This is a genomic window from Arthrobacter sp. ASL1, from assembly GCF_056680475.1.
This window is the reverse complement of the sequence record NZ_CM155284.1, coordinates 2,104,711-2,121,500: the sequence shown is the minus strand read 5'-3', so window position 1 is coordinate 2,121,500 and position 16,790 is coordinate 2,104,711. Positions and strand designations below refer to the sequence as shown.

General features: G+C 68.4%; 15 protein-coding genes. 4 read left to right on the top strand and 11 right to left on the bottom strand.

The window, feature by feature from the left end; all coding sequences use genetic code 11:
- Positions 1 to 112 precede the first annotated feature (112 nt).
- From AC1MEQ_RS09965 to AC1MEQ_RS09950, 4 genes are all read right to left on the bottom strand, one after another.
- Positions 113 to 1,681 (bottom strand): Na+/H+ antiporter, encoded by a 1,569-nt coding sequence (locus AC1MEQ_RS09965; protein ID WP_479790314.1) that lies wholly within the window; start codon positions 1,679 to 1,681, stop codon positions 113 to 115.
- A 101-nt stretch (positions 1,682 to 1,782) separates the two neighbouring features.
- Positions 1,783 to 2,307 carry a CGNR zinc finger domain-containing protein gene (locus tag AC1MEQ_RS09960; protein WP_479790312.1) on the bottom strand — a complete coding sequence of 175 codons (525 nt, stop codon included), beginning with the start codon at positions 2,305 to 2,307 and terminating at the stop codon, positions 1,783 to 1,785.
- Positions 2,308 to 3,007: 700 nt separating this feature from the next.
- Positions 3,008 to 3,484, bottom strand: coding sequence for a universal stress protein (locus AC1MEQ_RS09955; RefSeq protein WP_479790310.1), 477 nt, complete (start codon positions 3,482 to 3,484; stop codon positions 3,008 to 3,010).
- Positions 3,485 to 3,511: 27 nt separating this feature from the next.
- Entirely contained in the window at positions 3,512 to 4,939 is a 1,428-nt protein-coding gene (locus AC1MEQ_RS09950) for a CitMHS family transporter (protein ID WP_479790308.1), read from the bottom strand.
- Positions 4,940 to 5,126: 187 nt separating this feature from the next.
- On the opposite strand from AC1MEQ_RS09950, the gene AC1MEQ_RS09945 reads away from it, so the two are divergent.
- Both AC1MEQ_RS09945 and AC1MEQ_RS09940 read left to right on the top strand, forming a co-directional pair.
- Positions 5,127 to 6,848 (top strand): ATP-binding protein, encoded by a 1,722-nt coding sequence (locus tag AC1MEQ_RS09945; RefSeq protein ID WP_479790306.1) that lies wholly within the window; start codon positions 5,127 to 5,129, stop codon positions 6,846 to 6,848.
- On the top strand, positions 6,845 to 7,513 hold the full coding sequence (locus tag AC1MEQ_RS09940; RefSeq protein WP_479790304.1) for a response regulator: 669 nt from the start codon (positions 6,845 to 6,847) through the stop codon (positions 7,511 to 7,513). The genes AC1MEQ_RS09945 and AC1MEQ_RS09940 overlap by 4 nt, the downstream gene beginning before the upstream one ends.
- A 13-nt stretch (positions 7,514 to 7,526) precedes the next feature.
- On the opposite strand, the gene AC1MEQ_RS09935 is transcribed toward AC1MEQ_RS09940, so the two are convergent.
- Together AC1MEQ_RS09935 and AC1MEQ_RS09930 are read right to left on the bottom strand one after the other, a co-directional pair.
- Positions 7,527 to 8,060, bottom strand: coding sequence for a serine protease inhibitor (locus tag AC1MEQ_RS09935; RefSeq protein WP_479790302.1), 534 nt, complete (start codon positions 8,058 to 8,060; stop codon positions 7,527 to 7,529).
- Positions 8,061 to 8,187: 127 nt separating this feature from the next.
- Positions 8,188 to 9,078 (bottom strand): 3-methyladenine DNA glycosylase, encoded by an 891-nt coding sequence (locus AC1MEQ_RS09930; RefSeq protein WP_479790300.1) that lies wholly within the window; start codon positions 9,076 to 9,078, stop codon positions 8,188 to 8,190.
- A gap of 150 nt (positions 9,079 to 9,228) precedes the next feature.
- Here AC1MEQ_RS09930 and AC1MEQ_RS09925 point away from each other — a divergent pair, with 150 nt between their 5' ends.
- Positions 9,229 to 9,465 carry a hypothetical protein gene (locus tag AC1MEQ_RS09925; protein WP_479790298.1) on the top strand — a complete coding sequence of 79 codons (237 nt, stop codon included), beginning with the start codon at positions 9,229 to 9,231 and terminating at the stop codon, positions 9,463 to 9,465.
- Positions 9,466 to 9,487: 22 nt separating this feature from the next.
- Here AC1MEQ_RS09925 and AC1MEQ_RS09920 read toward each other — a convergent pair whose 3' ends face one another.
- Positions 9,488 to 9,928 carry a MarR family winged helix-turn-helix transcriptional regulator gene (locus tag AC1MEQ_RS09920; protein ID WP_479796106.1) on the bottom strand — a complete coding sequence of 147 codons (441 nt, stop codon included), beginning with the start codon at positions 9,926 to 9,928 and terminating at the stop codon, positions 9,488 to 9,490.
- A gap of 161 nt (positions 9,929 to 10,089) precedes the next feature.
- Here AC1MEQ_RS09920 and AC1MEQ_RS09915 point away from each other — a divergent pair, with 161 nt between their 5' ends.
- Positions 10,090 to 10,788: a GntR family transcriptional regulator gene (locus AC1MEQ_RS09915; RefSeq protein WP_479790296.1), complete on the top strand. Its 699-nt coding sequence runs from the start codon at positions 10,090 to 10,092 to the stop codon at positions 10,786 to 10,788.
- A 522-nt stretch (positions 10,789 to 11,310) separates the two neighbouring features.
- Here AC1MEQ_RS09915 and AC1MEQ_RS09910 read toward each other — a convergent pair.
- From AC1MEQ_RS09910 to AC1MEQ_RS09895, 4 genes are read right to left on the bottom strand one after another with little or no spacing between them, the layout of a single operon-like run.
- The gene (locus tag AC1MEQ_RS09910) at positions 11,311 to 12,768 is read right to left on the bottom strand and encodes an MFS transporter (RefSeq protein WP_479790294.1); all 1,458 of its coding nucleotides are present in this window, start codon (positions 12,766 to 12,768) and stop codon (positions 11,311 to 11,313) included.
- A complete protein-coding gene (locus tag AC1MEQ_RS09905) occupies positions 12,765 to 14,006 on the bottom strand; it encodes a M20 family metallopeptidase (RefSeq protein WP_479790292.1) in 1,242 nt (413 codons plus the stop codon). Before AC1MEQ_RS09905 ends, AC1MEQ_RS09910 begins: the two co-directional genes overlap by 4 nt.
- Positions 14,007 to 15,269, bottom strand: coding sequence for an aminotransferase-like domain-containing protein (locus AC1MEQ_RS09900; protein ID WP_479790290.1), 1,263 nt, complete (start codon positions 15,267 to 15,269; stop codon positions 14,007 to 14,009). It lies immediately after the preceding gene.
- Positions 15,266 to 16,756 (bottom strand): M24 family metallopeptidase, encoded by a 1,491-nt coding sequence (locus AC1MEQ_RS09895; RefSeq protein ID WP_479790288.1) that lies wholly within the window; start codon positions 16,754 to 16,756, stop codon positions 15,266 to 15,268. The genes AC1MEQ_RS09900 and AC1MEQ_RS09895 overlap by 4 nt, the downstream gene beginning before the upstream one ends.
- Between the last annotated feature and the right edge of the window lie 34 nt (positions 16,757 to 16,790).

Below are 16,790 nucleotides of genomic sequence, written 5' to 3'. Positions count from 1 at the left end.
GAATACACGGTGCCTGAAAAAACCGGCTCGACAGGCCGGAGGCAACAACACCCTTCGTCTCACAGAGGAAGGAACGCGTCGAACCCCACCAGAAGTCGGCGCGCTGTAGGCCTTAGCCGTCGAGGGTGACGGTGCGCAGGTCCAGGCGCCGCAGCACCCGGTCCACGGCCTCAGGGTCCATGCCCGGTTCGCGGCGCATGGCCAGAACCTCGCGTCGCGCGGCGTCGAGTGCTTCGCGCTGCACCCCGTCCATGATGGCCAGGGTTTTCTTGACCTTGAGCATCTTTTCGGGATCGTCCTGGAAGTCCCGTTCCAACAGCTCGTGCAGGCTGGACATGCGGCGTGCCAGTGCCTTCTGGCGCTCGGGTGGCAATGACTTGGTGGCCGCGGAGCGGCGCATCGTCTCCAGGGCCACCCGTTGGGCGCGGCGTGCCAGTTCGCGTTCCTTGCGCTCTTCCGCAGTGTGGTTGTTCGGCAACTTGAGGTGGCGCATCAGCGCTGGCAGTGTCAGTCCGGGGCCGACCAAGGTCACCAGCAGGACGGCGCAAGCGCAGGAGATGATGAAGTTGCGGCCCGGCAGCGGTTCGCCGGAGTCCATCGTCGAGGGCAGTGCGAGCGCCAGGGCCAGGGTCGCTAAGCCGCGCATCCCGCACCACGTCAGCACGAGGACTTCCTTCAACGAACCCGGGACGCTGTTGTGTTCCGTGCCGCCGATCTTGTATATGCCCATCATCCACAGGAAGCGCACGAGGAGCACGGCGGCGCAGACGGCGATGATTCCCGGCACGAAGTCCAAGATGCCGGCACCCTCGTCCTCGAAGACGTAGCGCATCTCGATGCCCACGAGCCCGAACGCGACGCCGGTGGTCAGCAGTTCGACGACGTCCCAGAAGGCCTGGCGGGTGATGCGCTCCTCGGAGTCCTGCGGGCGGGCGCGGCGTCCGAGTTCCAGTGCGGTGACCACGACGGCGACGACACCGGAACAGTGGATTTCCTCGGCCAGCAGGTAGACGGCGAAGGGCGCAACCAGGGTCGCGGCGGAGCGGGCCACCATGTTGGGGACGAAGCGGTTCAGCGTGCCGACCACCCAGGCCATCGCCAGCCCGAGGAGGACGGCGCCCGCGGCGCCGAGGAGGAAGCGGGGGACGAGGTCCCAGCCGACGGCACCGCCGCTGGTGGCCGCTGCGACGGCGGCTTGGAAGATGACGATGGCGATCGCGTCATTGAACAGGCCCTCGGTCTGTAGGACGGTGGTCAGCCGGCGGGGCATCTTGACCCTTCCGGCGACCGATTCAACGGCCACGGGGTCCGGTGGGGCGACCACTGCCCCGAGGGCGATCACCGCGGGGACCCCGATGCCGGGGAAGATGAGCCAGGTGACTCCGGCGACGACGCCGACGGTGACGGCGACCAGGAGAACTGCCAGCAGGACCAGCGAGCGCCAGCGGTTGCGAAACACCGCCCAAGAGGAACGCTGGGCCACCGCGTAGAGCAGCGGAGGCAGGAAGAGCGGAAGGATCATCTCCGGGTTGATGTGGATTTCCGGGATGAAGGGCAGGTAGGCAACGCCTGCGGAGAAGATCAGCATGAGAACTGGATAGGGCAGCCGGATCCGCTCGCCGATGCCTGCAACGATGACGGTGCCGAATAGCAGGCCGACGACCAGGATCATGAATTCCATGGGTGGGGTTCCTCCTGCCCCATTCTTTCATGACCTGCGGTGATGCCCGCCCAAACGCGATGTACTCGGCGACGTCGTCGAAGAACGGGGCGTGCTGGCGCTCAGGGGGAAGCTCGGTGGGCGCGATGTCGGCGGACGGCCGCCCGATTGGCGCAACGCACCGAGCAGTACCGTTGCCGTCCGTTGCGCGTGGTGTCGACCACGACGGCGAGGCAGGGGGCCGCCTCGCAGCGTGCCAGGCGGTGCATGCCGCGCGTCGTGAGATGCAACGCGGTGCCGACACTGACGACGGCACGGAGCGCATCGGGCAGGGACTGGCCGGTATCGCGGTAGTGCAGGTGCCATCCTTCGTCGTCGTGATCCGTCAGGCGGGGGTAGGCCGAGGTCCTCTCCATCTGCGTGTTCAGTAGCACTGCCCGCTCCTGACCGTTGGGTGCGTCGACGACCAGCAGCCAGTCATCGATCACCTGTCGGGTGCGCCGATGATCCGCAGGGGCCTTGGGGAAGGCCATGGTCATGCCGAATGCGCGCATCCGATCGTCGATGCCCTGGCGGTCTGCCGGCCAGTCGTTGGCTAGCGAGGCCGCCAGTAGAACCGCGTACTCTCCGTAAGGGTTGAGATGCATAAGGGCATTACATCATGGTGGTTCCATGAGAGCACGCGCAGTAGTTGAATCGCAGGAAGCAGTGGCGCCGAACGACCGGCATGAACACGGGTGGGTGGTGGAGTCGAGCCATCCGACGTCCGCCGGACTACTGCTCTACGTCCGCTGCGGGGGTTGCGGGGCGAGACGGATCGACAACCAGGCCCACCCGCTGGCCGTGCCTGGAGCTCTGAGCCGGGTAGTTCCGGCGAGATTCCGCTCTGCTGGCGGACGGCCATAGCTCCGAACGGCTGAAGTCAGGCCTTGAGGATCTCGGCGCCGGCGGCATCGACGTCCGCCGGTTGCGGGCGATGGCGCTGTTGGGCCCGGCAGCGCAGAAGGCATCGGACGTCGCGGCCGTCATGGGCCGGGAGTCCACGCAAGTCGCCCCAACTCGTGCCGAGCTCATCAATTTGGGTCTCTTGTACACACCGGAGCATGGGTACGCCAAATTCACGGTTCCCCACTTTGACCGGTTCATGGTCCGAGCCGTACCGGAAATGGAAGTCCGCGCAGTGCAACGACGTGGTTCTCGCCGATAGGCATACTTGAGGCCTTTCCCTTGTAGGCAAAAAGGCGATGGCCGGCGACATGGCTGGTGCCATGCCGCCGGCCATCGCCGAGGAGGATGCGGGACCGGGTGTGCCCCGTCGTCGTGCCCTGGGGAGTTGGGCGCCGCGCGCTATTTCACGGTGAGCACCGGGCAGGGTGCGTCGAGGATGAGCTGCTGGGCCACCGAGCCCAGGAACAACTTCATCATCGGGGAGCGCCGGCGCACCGAGATGGCCACCAGCTCGGCCCCCGTGGACTCGATGAGTCCCAGGAGCTGGTCCACCGGTTCGGTCCCGGCCCGGTAGACCCGGTATTCGATGCCCGCCTCGGCCAGCTGGGTGCCGATGGCGTCGGCCTCGGCCCGTTCGGCCTGGCCCGGGGTGGCCGCGGCATCCGAGTGGTAGCTGACCACGTGCAAGGCTGCCGGGGTGGATCGTGAACCGCGGTAGACGGATTCGCGCACTGCCTCCTCGAGCACCGCCTGGCCGGAATTACCCGGTAGGCAGGCCACGACGATCGCGGCTCCGGCGGCGTCGACGTCCGCCGACTCGGCGACCACGAACTCGCGCGGCGCGATGGGGGTGGTGGTGCTGTAGAAATCGGTCATGGTGTTCCTCTCGGTTGTCCCGGGTGCCTAGCCGATGGTGATGGCGCCGACGATGACGCCGACGGCGAGCATGACCAGGGCGACGACGAGGGCCCGCCACAGGACCTTCTTGTGGTGGTCACCCAGATCCACGCCGGCCAGTGAGACCAGCAGCAGGATGGCCGGGACCAATGGGGACTGCATGTGCACCGGCTGGCCGGTGATGGAGGCCCGGGCCATGTCCACCGCGGGGATCCCGAAGTGGGCGCCGGCCTCGGTGAGCACGGGCAGGATGCCGAAGTAGAAGGCGTCGTTGCTCATGAAGAACGTGGCCGGGATGCTGATCAGCCCAGTGATCACGGCCATGTAGGGGCCCATGCTCGCGGGGATCACGTCAACCAGCCAGGCGGACATGGCATCGACCATGCCGGTGCCGGAAAGGACACCGGTCAACACGGCGGCGGCCAGGACCATCGAGACGACGGCGATGACCGACGAGGAGTGAGAGGCGACCATCTTGGCCTGGTCGGAGATCTTGGGGAAGTTCACGACCAGGGCGATGGCTCCGCCGACCATGAACAGGTACGGCAGCGGGACGACGTCCACGACGAGCAGGACCATGATGGCCACCGTCAGGGCCAGGTTGAACCAGAACAGCTTGGGGCGCAGGGTCGGGCGGTTCGGGTCCAGTGCGGTGTCGGCCAGGCCTCCGGCCACGGTTTCGGAGGAGGAAGCGGCCTCGGCGCGTTCGAGCAGGGCGAGCTTTCCGCCGTCGTTCTTCGTGGCAGTGCCGCTGCCAGCCGGTGAACCGCCGCGGCGGGTGGAGCCGGAGGCGCCACGGCCCCAGCGCTCGGGGTCGGCGATGGCCAGGCGACGGCGCTCGGAGCGGCCGAGCATGACGGCGAAGATGAACACGACGAGCAGGCCGATGCCCAGCGAGGGCAGCATGGGCAGGAAGATGTCCGAGGCGTCCACATGCAGGGCCGCGGCGGCGCGGGCGGTCGGCCCGCCCCACGGGACGATGTTCAGCGTGCCGTTGGTCAGGCCGGCCACGCAGGTCAGCACCACCGGGCTCAGGCCCAGGCGCTGGTAGACCGGCAGCAGTGCCGCGGTGACCACGATGAACGTGGTGGAACCGTCGCCGTCCAGCGAGATGAGGGCGGTGAGGATCATGGTGCCCACGACGACCTTGGCGGGATCGTGCCCGGCGACCCTCACAATGAGGGTGACCAGTTTGTCGAACAGGCCGACGTCGATCATCAGGCCGAAGTAGATGATGGCGAACATCAGCAGGGCGGCGGTGGAGGACATGTCCTTCACGGCGTCCATCACCATGTCGCCGATCCCCAGGCCGGCACCGGCGAAGAGGCCGAAGACGGTGGGGACGATGATCAGCGCCAACAGCGGCGTCAGGCGTTTGGTCATGATGAGCGCCATGAAGGTGGCGACCATCAGGAACCCGAGTATGACAAGCATGGATTCTCCTCAGCGGCGAGGTTCCGGGTCTTCCGAAATCTGCGGGATGTGGTGCGGCGCACCACGGTGTGTGCCAGACCACGCTACGGATGTGACGGGCGGAACGTCCGTTTGTGCTTATTGCCCGGGGATCTGCCCATTGGGCTAATAACGCGCATTGTGCTCAGAACGCTCCTACACTGGTGGGGTGAGCCCAGAACGCGCCGTTGCCGGCACCTTCACCGCGCGGATGATGGCGCTGGTCTTCGCCGTCGTCGCGGGGACCGTGCTGCTCAGCGTGGGCGCCATCGCGTTCCTGACCGTTGAACGCGTCAACGACCAGGCCCAACAGCAGGCCCTGGGCATCGGGCGGACACTGGCCGCCGATACCTCCCTGCGTCACGCGGTGGCCGGGTATGACGGTCAGCAGTCCCCGGACCCCCAGCTGCTGGCCGACGGACCGATCCAGCACGACGCCGAGGCCGCCCGGAAGCGCAGCGGTGCCCTGTTCGTGGTGGTCACCAACGACCGCGGGATCCGGCTCTCGCATCCCAACCCCGCCGAGCTGGGACGCCGGGTGAGCACCGAACCGAAGGCGTTGGGCGGGCAGGAATTCGTCGCCCGCGAGCACGGGACCCTCGGCGAATCCGTCCGGGCGAAGGTCCCGGTCTTCGACGACTCCGGGACGGTGGTCGGCGAGGTGAGCGTCGGCGTCGCCGTGTCCACCGTGGCCGGGCAGGTGCGGCAGGCGGTCGTCTCGGTCCTGCTGGTCGGGGTGGCCGCCCTGGTCCTGGGTGGGTTCGCCGCGGCGACCCTGGTCCGCTGGCTCCGCCGGGTCACCCTGGGGCTGGAACCGGAGGAGATGGCCCAGCTGGTGCGCGACCAGGATGCCGTGCTCTACGGCGTCGACGACGGGGTGATCGGCATCGGCTCCGATGGGCGGATCAGCGTGCGCAACAAATCGGCCCGGCAAATGCTCGAACTGCCGCGGCGCTCCGATGCCGGCGACATTGTGGGCCTGCCCTATGCCGACGCCGGCTTGCCCGCACGGCTCATCGAGGCCGTTGACGCGGTGCGCGGGGGCGCCGAGGGTGCCGGGGCCCCGGTCCGGCTCGAACTGCCCGAGCGGGTCGTGCGTGCCCGCGTCCACGAGGTCGTGCGCGACGGGTCGAGCGTGGGCCAGGTGGTGATGTTGCGTGACCTGACGACCTTGGAGGAGCTGGGCAGCCGGCTCAACGCCGTCGAGACCATGGCCGGCGCGCTGCGCGCCCAACGCCACGAGTTCGCCAACCGCCTGCACACCATCTCCGGCCTGCTGGCGCACGGGGAGGTCGAACGCGCCGGCAGCTACGTCGGGGAGATCATCGATTCCGGGCCGGTCCGCGAACCGGTCGCCAACATCGCGGCGGTCACCGACCCCTACCTGCGGGCCTTCATCGGAGCCAAGGGGGTACAGGCCCACGAACGGGGTGTCGCCCTGCGCGTCGGGGAGGCCACCGCCCTGTTCGGAACGCTCGCCGAGGCCCAGGACGTCACCGCGATCCTGGGCAATCTCGTGGACAACGCCCTCGAGGCGGCGGTCACCGCGCCGCAGGCGCCCCGCTGGGTGGAGGTCGACCTCCTCAGCGAGGGCGCGGCCCTGCACCTGGCGGTCGCCGATTCCGGTGCCGGTGTGGTCCCCGGCCTCGACGTCTTCGCCGAGGGCACCACGACGCGGGCCAAGGACGACGCCGAGGCCCACGGTCACGGGGTCGGGCTGGCCCTGGCCCGGCGGCTGGCCCGGCTCATCGGCGGTGACCTGTGGATCGCCGATCCCGGCGGCGGAGAACCCGGGGCCGGGGCGGTCTTCGCCGCGCGGCTGCCCGGGGTGCTGGACGACAACGCCCCGCACCTGCCGGCGGGACCCCCACCAGGGAAGGGAACCCCATGAGCGACGGACAGAAGGACCTGAAAGTGCTCATCGTGGACGATGATTTCCACGTCGCCACCTTGCACGCCGGCTATGTGGACGCAGTTCCCGGCTTCATCGCGCTGCCGCCAGTGCATGATGCCCGGATGGTGCCCAAGGCCGTGGCCGAGCACCGGCCGGATCTGCTGCTGCTCGACATCTACCTGCCGCAGGGCTCGGGGCTTGACCTGCTCCAGGGCCTGGACGTCGATGCGTTCGTGCTCAGTGCCGCCGCCGAGGCCCCGACGGTGGCGACCGCGTTCCGCCGCGGTGCCCTGGCCTACCTGCTCAAACCCTTTGACCCCAAGGTCCTCACCGCTAAATTGCGCGGCTATGCCCGGTACCGGCGCCAGCTCGACGCGGGGGAGTACCTGGACCAGGCGGGCATCGACCGCAGCCAGCGCGCCCTGCTCGTGGCCGACGAGCCGGCCGCCGCCACGTCCGGTGCGGCAACCGAGGCCGCCGTGCTGGCAGCCGTCGCCGACGCCGGGGAGACAACTGTCATGCAGGTGGCACAGGCCGTGGGGATCTCCCGGGCGACCGCCCAGCGGTATCTGGCCCAGCTGGCCCAAGCCGGGTCGTTGCGCCTGGACTTGCGGTACGGCAGCCGTGGCCGCCCGGAGCACCGCTACTCGGCGAACGGGTAGGAACGCGGGCCGGCTATTGGGCGCCGGAGGCCGTGCCCCGGCCCAGCAACGCCTCGGCCGACTTCCACGCGGAGATCTTGCAGCCGTCGGTGAGGGAGAACGCACGCTGCACCGACGTGCCGTTCAGCTTCCCCTCGACGATCGCCGTCTGCGGACCCGCGGACTGCTGGGTGCACTGGACGTTCTTCTTCGGGGCGGTGGTCAGCAGCGACTTTCCGGCGCCGCTGAGGAAGGTGCAGGCCTCATCCCCCTGGGGGTGGTCGGATCCCTGCCCGGGTGACCCGTTCACGCAAACGAGCCGGTAATGGTCGGTGGCATCGGTGCCGTTTGACGTGATGGTGATCGCCAGGTCGGCATCGGCGCCGGTGGCCGGGCCGGCCGCAGGATCGGTGGCTGCCGGCGTACCGTCCGTGGAGCTCGCGGGTCCCGACGATGTCGGGGACCCTGGACCTGGCCCGGGATCCCCGCCGGCGCAGCCGGTCAGGGCGAGCAGGGCCAAGGCGACCGTGGCCATGAAGGGCAGGGTCCTTGCCGTGCGGTGAGTCATGGGTTCCATCAGGTGGGTGCACCCCCGGTCGAAGTCGGTGGGGACAAGCCCCCTTAGGGCGAATCTTCCACTTTTGGCCGCAGGAGTCCATGGTCGGAGGGTGGTTGCCTGCGGACTCGACCCGGCCTCAGGGGTTGGCGCCGGCTCCCAGCAGGTCCTCGGCAACCACGAGCAAGCGGGCACGCAGCACGTTGGCACGCTCGGAGAAATCCTTTTGCAGGCCGACGTATTCGGCCTTTCCCTCCGCGCTTTCGATCCGGATCGGGGCATAGCCCCAGTCCCCCAGATCGTACGGTGAAGCCCGCATGTCCATCGTCCTGATCTCCCAGGCAAGCTCGAACGTCGCCAGCAGCAGTTCGCCGGGCACCGCGGCGGAAAGCTTGTAGGCCCACTTGTAGAGGTCCATGTTCGCGTGCAGGCAACCGGGCTGGTCCATCTCCGCCTGGGAATCGCGGGTCGGCTGCAGTTCATTCAGGGGCACGGCCTGTGGGGTGTAGAAGCGGAAGGCGTCGATGTGCGTGCAGCGGATCCGGTGGCCTTCGACGACGGCATCGGTTCCGGCGGCCCCGAGGCGCAGCGGCAGGTAGTCGTGGCGGACCCCGTTCTCCGCGGACTTGTAGGCCATCGCCCACTCGTGTAGCCCGAAGCACGAGAACCGGGCGGGGTTCGCCGACGCCCCGGCCAGGATCGAGTGTGCGAACTCCACCGTCCGCCGGCGTTCGGCCATGAACGCCGTGGCGTCGAAGGCAACCCCGCCTCCTTCACGGCGGTGGTGCTTCCAGTCGAGCCGTTCGGTGGCCGCTTCCCCGAGGAGTACGACGCCGGTGCCCGGGTTCCAGCGTTGGAGCCGGCCCGGTTTCTCGGTGTAGTAGGTGAACAGGAAGTCCTCGACCGGGTGCTTGCGGCCGGTCGAGCGGCGCGCGAGGAACGGGGCGGCGAATCGCTCCACCCGGGCGCGGTGTGCCGCGGCGCGGGGTAGCCAGTCGTCCTCGGCGAGGGGCAGCGGATCGGCAGGCATCCTTCCATTGTCCGGTGTGACGGAGTTCGCGGCGAATTTTAGTTGGGGCACAAAATATCTAGGTAGAATGGAGGTGAGGAAAACCGGGCTTCCGGCTATCCCCGAGCCGGGTCTGCACTGCGGGCCCCCAACCAAACAGGACGGATGGCCATGAGCCACAAGCCACTGCCCATCGTGAAGGACAAGACCGGCCTGAGCCTCGGCTACCGGTTGACGTGGTGGCTGCAGTTCCTGGGCTACTTCGTCATGGGACCGGCCGATCAGCTGCCGCACATGGATCCCAAGGAGCGGCTCAAGCGGGAACGGGCCCTGCGTGTACTGCGGGCCCATCAAACGCGGGGGACCGAAGCGCCGGAGCAGGTTCGGTTGGCCGCCGCCGACTTCTGAGTCGGAGCTTCCGCCGCAGATGCTAATGCAGCCGGTCGGTGGCGACAATCAACTTCGTCATGGTCGCGTGCAATCCGACCAGTTCCTCGCGGGACAGGCCCAAGCGCTCCGCCATCTTCCCGGGGACCTTCTCGGCCTCGGCACGGAGGGAGCGTCCGCGCGCTGTCAACGTGATGCACAAGGTGCGCCCGTCGCGGGCATCGCGTTGGCGCTCGATGTAGCCCAACGACTCGAGGCGTTTTGCCAGGGGCGATAATGTGCCGGGGTCCAGCCGCAGTAGTCGGCCGACCTCCTTCAGCGACAGTGGTGACTGCTCCCAGAGGGCCAGCATCACGAGGTACTGCGGATGCGTCAGATGCAGGGGTTCCAGGACGGGCCGGTAGGCGGCGATCACCGAGCGGGAGGCGACGGCCAGGGCAAAGCAGACCTGCCCCTCCAATGCCAGTGGATCCTGGGCCTCCATCGGCCGGTACCGCCCTTCAACTCGTCCGGACCGCTCGGCTTCCCGGACGGGCGGGCGGTCCATCCAGTCTAATATCGTTACGCCCTCCCCGGCCGCTGGTGCCATCAAGGTTGTAGGATTGTCTGCATCCGGACAATGTCGAACCCAGTGAGGATCATCCCATGGCCGCCTCGAGTCTCGAGCCGCTTCAACAGGAGTCCACCCCCTCGATCATCGCGCGCAAGATCCGCACCGCGATCGGCAACGGTGAATTCCCTCCGGGCACACAGCTGGGGGAGGCGGATCTCGCCGGTCGTCTGGGCGTTAGCCGGGGCCCGCTGCGGGAGGCGATGCAGCGGCTGACCCAGGAGGGGCTGCTCACCAGCATCCGCAACCGCGGGCTGTTCGTGGCGGACCCGACGCCGGCTGACATCGCCGACATCTATCTCACCCGTACCGCAGTCGAGCGCGGCGCGGCACTGAAGATCATCGAGGTCGACCACACGCATCGGGAAGCCGGCACCGAGCTGATGGCGATCGTCGAGAAAATGGCCGCCCTGGGGCCGGGATTCGACCCGGCCGAACTGAGCCAGGTCGACATCTCCTTCCACGAAGCGATGGTCCGGCTGGCCCATAGCCAACGCCTCACCCGCGTGCACCGCACCCTGGTCACCGAAACGCGGATGTGCCTGGCCGCCCTGGAGCAGGCGGAATACTCACTGGAGGACCGGGTAGCGGAGCACCGCCGTATCGCCCAGGCCATCATCGACGCGGACGTCCCCGAGCTGCACGGGGCGCTCGCCGACCACATGGACAGCGCCATCGCCCAGCTGCTCGAACCCATTCGAGACGCCGCCGTCTCGGCACACGAGGCCTCCTGATTCGGTCCGGCAAAAGAGCCGGCGGTGGCGCTTGCGGCCATGATGCGGGTGGGCCCGGATCTCACCTCATGGTTCGTGGGTCGCCAGTACCCGGCGCAGGCGAATGACGGCGCGGATGAACCCAGGTTCAAGCCGGAGACGACTGCAGCCTCGCTTGGTGGACCATCGATAACCTGCGCCCACAGGCCACGGGCCATCCGTTCGACGTCCGCCGCGCGCAGACGCTTCCCCGATAGCCGGTGGAGCGTGCCTGCTGTACGTGAAAGGTCGTCCGGCGACTGGGGTGGGAAGTGCGACGCGCTGCGCATGGTCCCAGTGTGGCCGTTGAGCAGGCTTCCCGACGTGGTTATCCACGGCGGCGGTCGGCTCCCGGATGCCCAGCCGATTGACGACCGGGTTTCCGCCGTCATTTCCCGGGCGTTCCGGCGGAACCCCGGACATCTACAAGGATGTGGATCTGGGGGTGGGCGGCGAAGAGGGGAGCACGCGCAGCGTGCTCCCCTCGTGAAGTTGGTCCTCGGACTAGGCCGACATGGCCTTGCCGGCCTCCGCCTTGGCACGGTTGACGGCGACCCACTTCGGGGCGGGCCAACCGGTGGAGGCCGGTTCGCCGGGCAGTATCTCGCCGCGCAAGGACGCCTGCGAGGTCTCACGCATGCACAGGATCGAGACGAACCCGATGGCCCCGGCGATGGCCATGTACCAGCCCGGAACGAGCACGTTTCCGGTGGTCTCGATCAGGCTGTTGGTCAGGGTCTGCGACGGCCCGGCGAAAAACGCGGTCGAGAAGTTGTAGGCGATCGCGAAACCGGTGTAGCGCACGGCCGTGGGGAACAGGGCCGGGAGCGTGGAGGACACCGAGGAAACCAGGATGACCAGCAGCATTCCGAGCACTGCGAGGCCGAGGAACTGCACCACCAGGTTGTCGATTCCCAGGAGAATCATCGCCGGAACCGACAGCAGCGTGTAGCCACCGGCGGCCGTGAGCAGCAGCGTCTTGCGGCCGATACGGTCCGAGAGCGACCCCATGAACGGGATCACCAGCAGCATGAGGGCCATGATCACGACCAGCATCCAGTTGCCCTGGGCGGTGCTGTGTCCGAGCTGCCCGCTGAGGTAGGTGGGCATGTAGCCGAGGATCAGGTAGAACGCGACGTTGAGCAGGACCACGAAGCCCATGACGACCAGGATCTGGCGCCAGTTGCCGCGGATGGTGTCGCGGATCGGCGTCTTGGTGGTCTCATTGTCCTTGGCCGCCTCGGAGAAGACCTTCGGCTCGCCGAGACGGGTCCGGATATACAGGGCCGTCATGCCCAGCGGGATGGTCAGCAGGAACGGCAGGCGCCACCAGCCGGCGGCCATGCCGTCGTCGCCAACGATGGTGATCAGCGTCGTGCAGACGATGGCGGCCAGGATGAACCCGACGGTGGTTCCGAACTCGAGGAATGAGCCCAGGAAGCCGCGCCGTTGGTCCGGTGCGCTCTCGGCCATGTAGACGGCGGCTCCACCGTACTCACCGCCGGCGGAGAATCCCTGGACCATGCGGCAGAGCAGCAGCAGCGCCGGGGCGAAGAAGCCGATGGTGTCGATGGTGGGGAGCAACCCGATGACGCCGGTCGCGGCGGTCATCATGGTCACGGTCAGCACCATGACCTTCTGCCGTCCGAACTTATCGCCCATCGGGCCCAGGACGAGCCCGCCCAGGGGGCGGACCAGGAAGGAGATCGCCAACGTGGCCAGGGTCAGGGTGACACCGAGCCCGCCGTCGCCCTCTTCCGACCCGAAGAAGTTGGTGGCCATGTAGATGGTCAGGTAGCCGTAGACGCCGTAGTCGAACCACTCGACGGCGTTGCCCAGGGCGGAGCCGAGGATCGACTTGCGCAGGTTCCCCTTGGCCTCTGCGGTCTGTGGTTCTGCACCGGGGGCGTTGGGGTCCTCCACGGTTTTCGTACTGCCTGGTGCGGCGGGTTGTTCGGTCATGAGCGTTCGCCTTCCGGAAGGGGATCGTGGCGTGCGGAGCGGGATGCGCCGCCGTCGGGGCCCAATAGCGTGGTGACCAGCATTGCATAGGCGCGCGTTGCGGCCTCTATTTCCGACAGGCGCACCGATTCGTTCGGCTGGTGTGCCTGCTCGTTGAGTTCCCCCGGGCCGAGCACGATGGTCGGGATGCCGAAGTCGCGGGAGATGAAGCCCCCGTCGCAGGAGGCCGTCCATCCGGTGACCCGGGTTTCGACGCCGGCGGCGGCCAGTGATGCCGTGGCCGCGGTGACCAGGGGGTGGTCCGGCGGGGTGCGGAATCCGGGCATTTCCATGGTCGTCCGCGCAGCGACGGTGATGCCGTCGCCGACGATGCCAGCCGCCCCGATCCGTTCCATCAGGTCCTCGCGGATCAGCTTCGTGTCCTCACCGGGCATGAGTCGCCGGTCCAGCCACAGGTGCGCGTCGGGGGCGACCATTGAGGTGCCCCGCCCGCCGGAGATCATCCCGGTGTTCCAGGTGGCGTGGCCCAGCAGCGGGTCGGGATCGGCGGAGAGCCGTTCCTGGTCGTCGGTCACCAGGTTGCAGATGCGCACGGCGGCGTCGATCGCGTTGCGGCCGTCGCTGGGACGCCCGGAATGGGCGGCCCGACCCGTCACCTCGATCTCCAGGTAGGAATCCCCCCGGCAGGCGATGACGGTCTCCAGGTCCGTCGGTTCGGCGACGACGCAGGCGGAATAGCGGTGTTCCAGCCCGTCGGCGACCACGGCCCGGATGCCGGCTCCGGTCTCCTCCTCGTCGACCGTGCAGGCCAGGGTGACGGGACCGGAGAGCCTGGCACCGGCGTCGTGCAGGGAGGCCATGGCGGTGAGCACCGCTGCCAGGCCGCCCTTCATGTCGGTGGCACCGCGCCCGAAGAGCCGGCCGTCGGCCACGTGCGCATCGAACGGTTCGCGGTCCCAGCCCTCACCGACGGGCACGACGTCGGAATGGCCCAGGAAGAGCACGCCCTCGCCGTCGCCACCGGGCAGGGTGATGAAGACGTTGGGCCGCCCGGGTTCAACCTCCCGGGTGGAGGCCTCGAGGCCACGGCGGCGTGCCTCGGCGACCAGCACGTCGGCCGTTGCCTGCTCGGTGCCCCCGGGGTTTTCCCCGCCGGCGTTGACCAGGGCGATGGCCAGCGCCGTCAGCTCGTCGCGGTCGATCGGGGCGATGGTGGCCCCGGCGGCCGTGGCCGCCATTCAGCCACGTCCCGAGGCCGGGCCGGTGCCCGCTGCGGTGGAGGCATTCTGCCGCGTTTCGGCCAGGGCCGCATCCAGCGCCGTGGCCAGGCGCTGCACCCCGGTATCGGTGCGTTCCGGGCCGGTGGAGGCAAAGCACAGCCGGAAGGCCGAGGCGAACCGGCCGCCCGCGGACAGTGCGGGGCCGGGGATGAAGGCGACGCCCTCGGCCAGGGCGATCTCGAACAGCCGGCGGGTGTCCACGGCGGCGTCCTCGCCGACCAGGGTCACCCAGAGGAAGAACCCGCCGTCGGGGTGGGTGGTCCGCACGCGGCCCGGCAGGTGCCTGTCCAGGCTGGCGAGCATCGCATCGCGGCGGTTGCGGTATTCGGTGCGCAGCCCGGCGAGGTGCTCGTCCAGGATGCCGCGGCGCAGGAACTCCGCGACCACGTGCTGGGCCGGGACGTTGGTGCACGTGTCCATGGCCTGCTTGGCGTTGATGATCAGCTGGCGCAGCGACGGGTCGGCGTCGATCCAGCCCACCCGCAGCCCCGGGGCCAGGATCTTGGAGAAGGTCCGCACCGAGAACACCAGCGGGTCGTTGCCGCTGAGCTGGCGGAAACCGGGCAGATCCTCGCCGGCGAAGCGCAGCAGGCCGTACGGGTCGTCGTCGATGATGACCGCACCCCAACGGCGGGCCAGGGCGATGATCCGTTCGCGGCGTTCGGCCGAGAGGGTGGTGCCGGAGGGGTTCTGGAAGTTCGGGATCGTGTAGATCGCCTTGGGTGTGCGGCCGGCCTCGGCGACGAGGCGTTCGAGCTCGTCGACGTCCATGCCGTCCTCGTCCATCGGCACCTCGAGCAGGTCAGCACCGTAGCTCAATGCGGTGGCCGAGCCGTTGGTGTAGGTCGGGGATTCGACGATGACCAGATCCCCCGGATCGACGAACAGCTTGCAGGCGATGTCCAGACCCTGCATGCCACCGGAGGTGATGCTGACCCGCTCCACGGAGGTCGGCTCCGCGGTGGTGTCCAGGTAGTCGACCAGGGCGGACAGCAGCACCGGTTCGCCTTCGGTGGCGCCATAGGTGAACGAGGACGAATCGTGCACGCTGGAGGCGATCTCGGTGAAGGCCTGCACGGGGACGAATTCGTCGGCCGGCGCCCCCATCGCGAAGCGGACGATGTCGTGTTTCTGGGCGGCGAGCAGCGAGGTGCTGGAGTCGATGACGGAGCCCACGAGGTTGGCGGCACGGCCGGCGAGCGGCAGGTTCAGGGTGGTCATGGTGTCTCCTTCGGTGGTTCGGGGTTCGTGTTCGGGGTGGCCGTTTCCACCGGCGGGACCGTCGGCCGGGCCGGGTCGCTGTCCGCGGTTTCGGCGTTGCGGGGCACGATCGTGATGGACCCGGTCATGGTGGATTCATCCGGGGTGGTGAACCCGAAGCGGGGCGTGGCCCTGCGTGGCTCTTCCACCGGTTGGGCCGTGGCGGGGGCACCGGGGGCGACGTGGATGGCGCGCTCGCCGGGATTGCCCAGCAGCGTGGTCGACTCCGCGGCCGCCCTGCCCGCGGCACCCACGGGGACAAGCCCCCGGGGGAACGAGGTGAAGCACTCGACCCCGGTGTCGGTGACGCGGATCGCCTCCGAGACCTCGTAGCCGTAGCCTTCCATCCACATGCCGCACATCAGGTGGAAGGTCATGTTCTCGGTCAGGATCGTCTGGTCCTCGCTGCGGAGCGAGATGGTGCGCTCGCCCCAGTCCGGGGGGTAGCCGACGCCGATCGAGTAGCCGATGCGCGATGCCTTCTCGTAGCCGTACTCGAACAGGGTCCGGTTGAAGACCTGGGAGAGCTCCTGCACCGGGGCGCCGGGCCGCACGGTTTCCAGCACGGCGGCCAGGGCATGGTCGGTGGCCTGGGCCAGATGGGCCAGCTGTGGTGTCGGGGTCCCGGGCATGAAGGTCCGGGCCATGGGCACGTGGTACCGGTGGTGGGCGCCGGCAAGCTCGACGATCATGGCCTGGTCCGCCTTCAGCGGTTCGTCGTTCCAGGTCAGGTGCGGGGTGTCCGCAGATTGGCCGGTGGGCAGCATCGGCACGATGGCCGTGTAATCCCCGCCGTACTCCTGGGTTCCCGTGATCTGGGCGTTGCTGATGGCCGCGGCGACGTCGCATTGGCGGGCACCGACCTTGATCGCATCCTCCGCGGCGTGCATGGCCAGGTTGGTGACCACCGCGGCCCGGCGCATCAGCTGGATCTCGGCCGGGGACTTGATGGCCCGGACCCAGTTGACCAGTTCGAAGCAGTCGACCAGCGTCCACTCCGGCAGGGCATTGACCAGGGCCCGGTAGCCCTTCGGGGAGAAGAAGTGCGCGTCCATCTCCAGGCCCACGCACCCCTTGGTCGCCGGGGCGATGAGGTACCGGGCACGCAGGGCATAGGCAACCCAGTCGAAGGGGTGCAGATGCGGACGGTGCACGTAGCGTTCCGGGTAGCCGACGATGTTCTCCTGCGGCAACCAGGTCGTGCGGAAGGCGCCGTTGGCGTCCATTTCGCGGGTGAACAGGATCATGTCCCCCTCGAGCGGGACGAAGACCATCTGCGGCGTGTAGAACGACCAGGCGTTGTACCCGGTCAGGTAGTAGATGTTCGCCGGATCGGTGACGATCAGCGCACTGAGGCCCTGCTCCTGCATGCGCACCCGTGCCGCGGCCAATCGTGCGGCGTACTCCTCGGTGGTGAAGAGCAGTGGTGCGACGCCCTCTTGTTCCATTCAGACTCCTTCAATTGCGATTGGTAGATTGTTG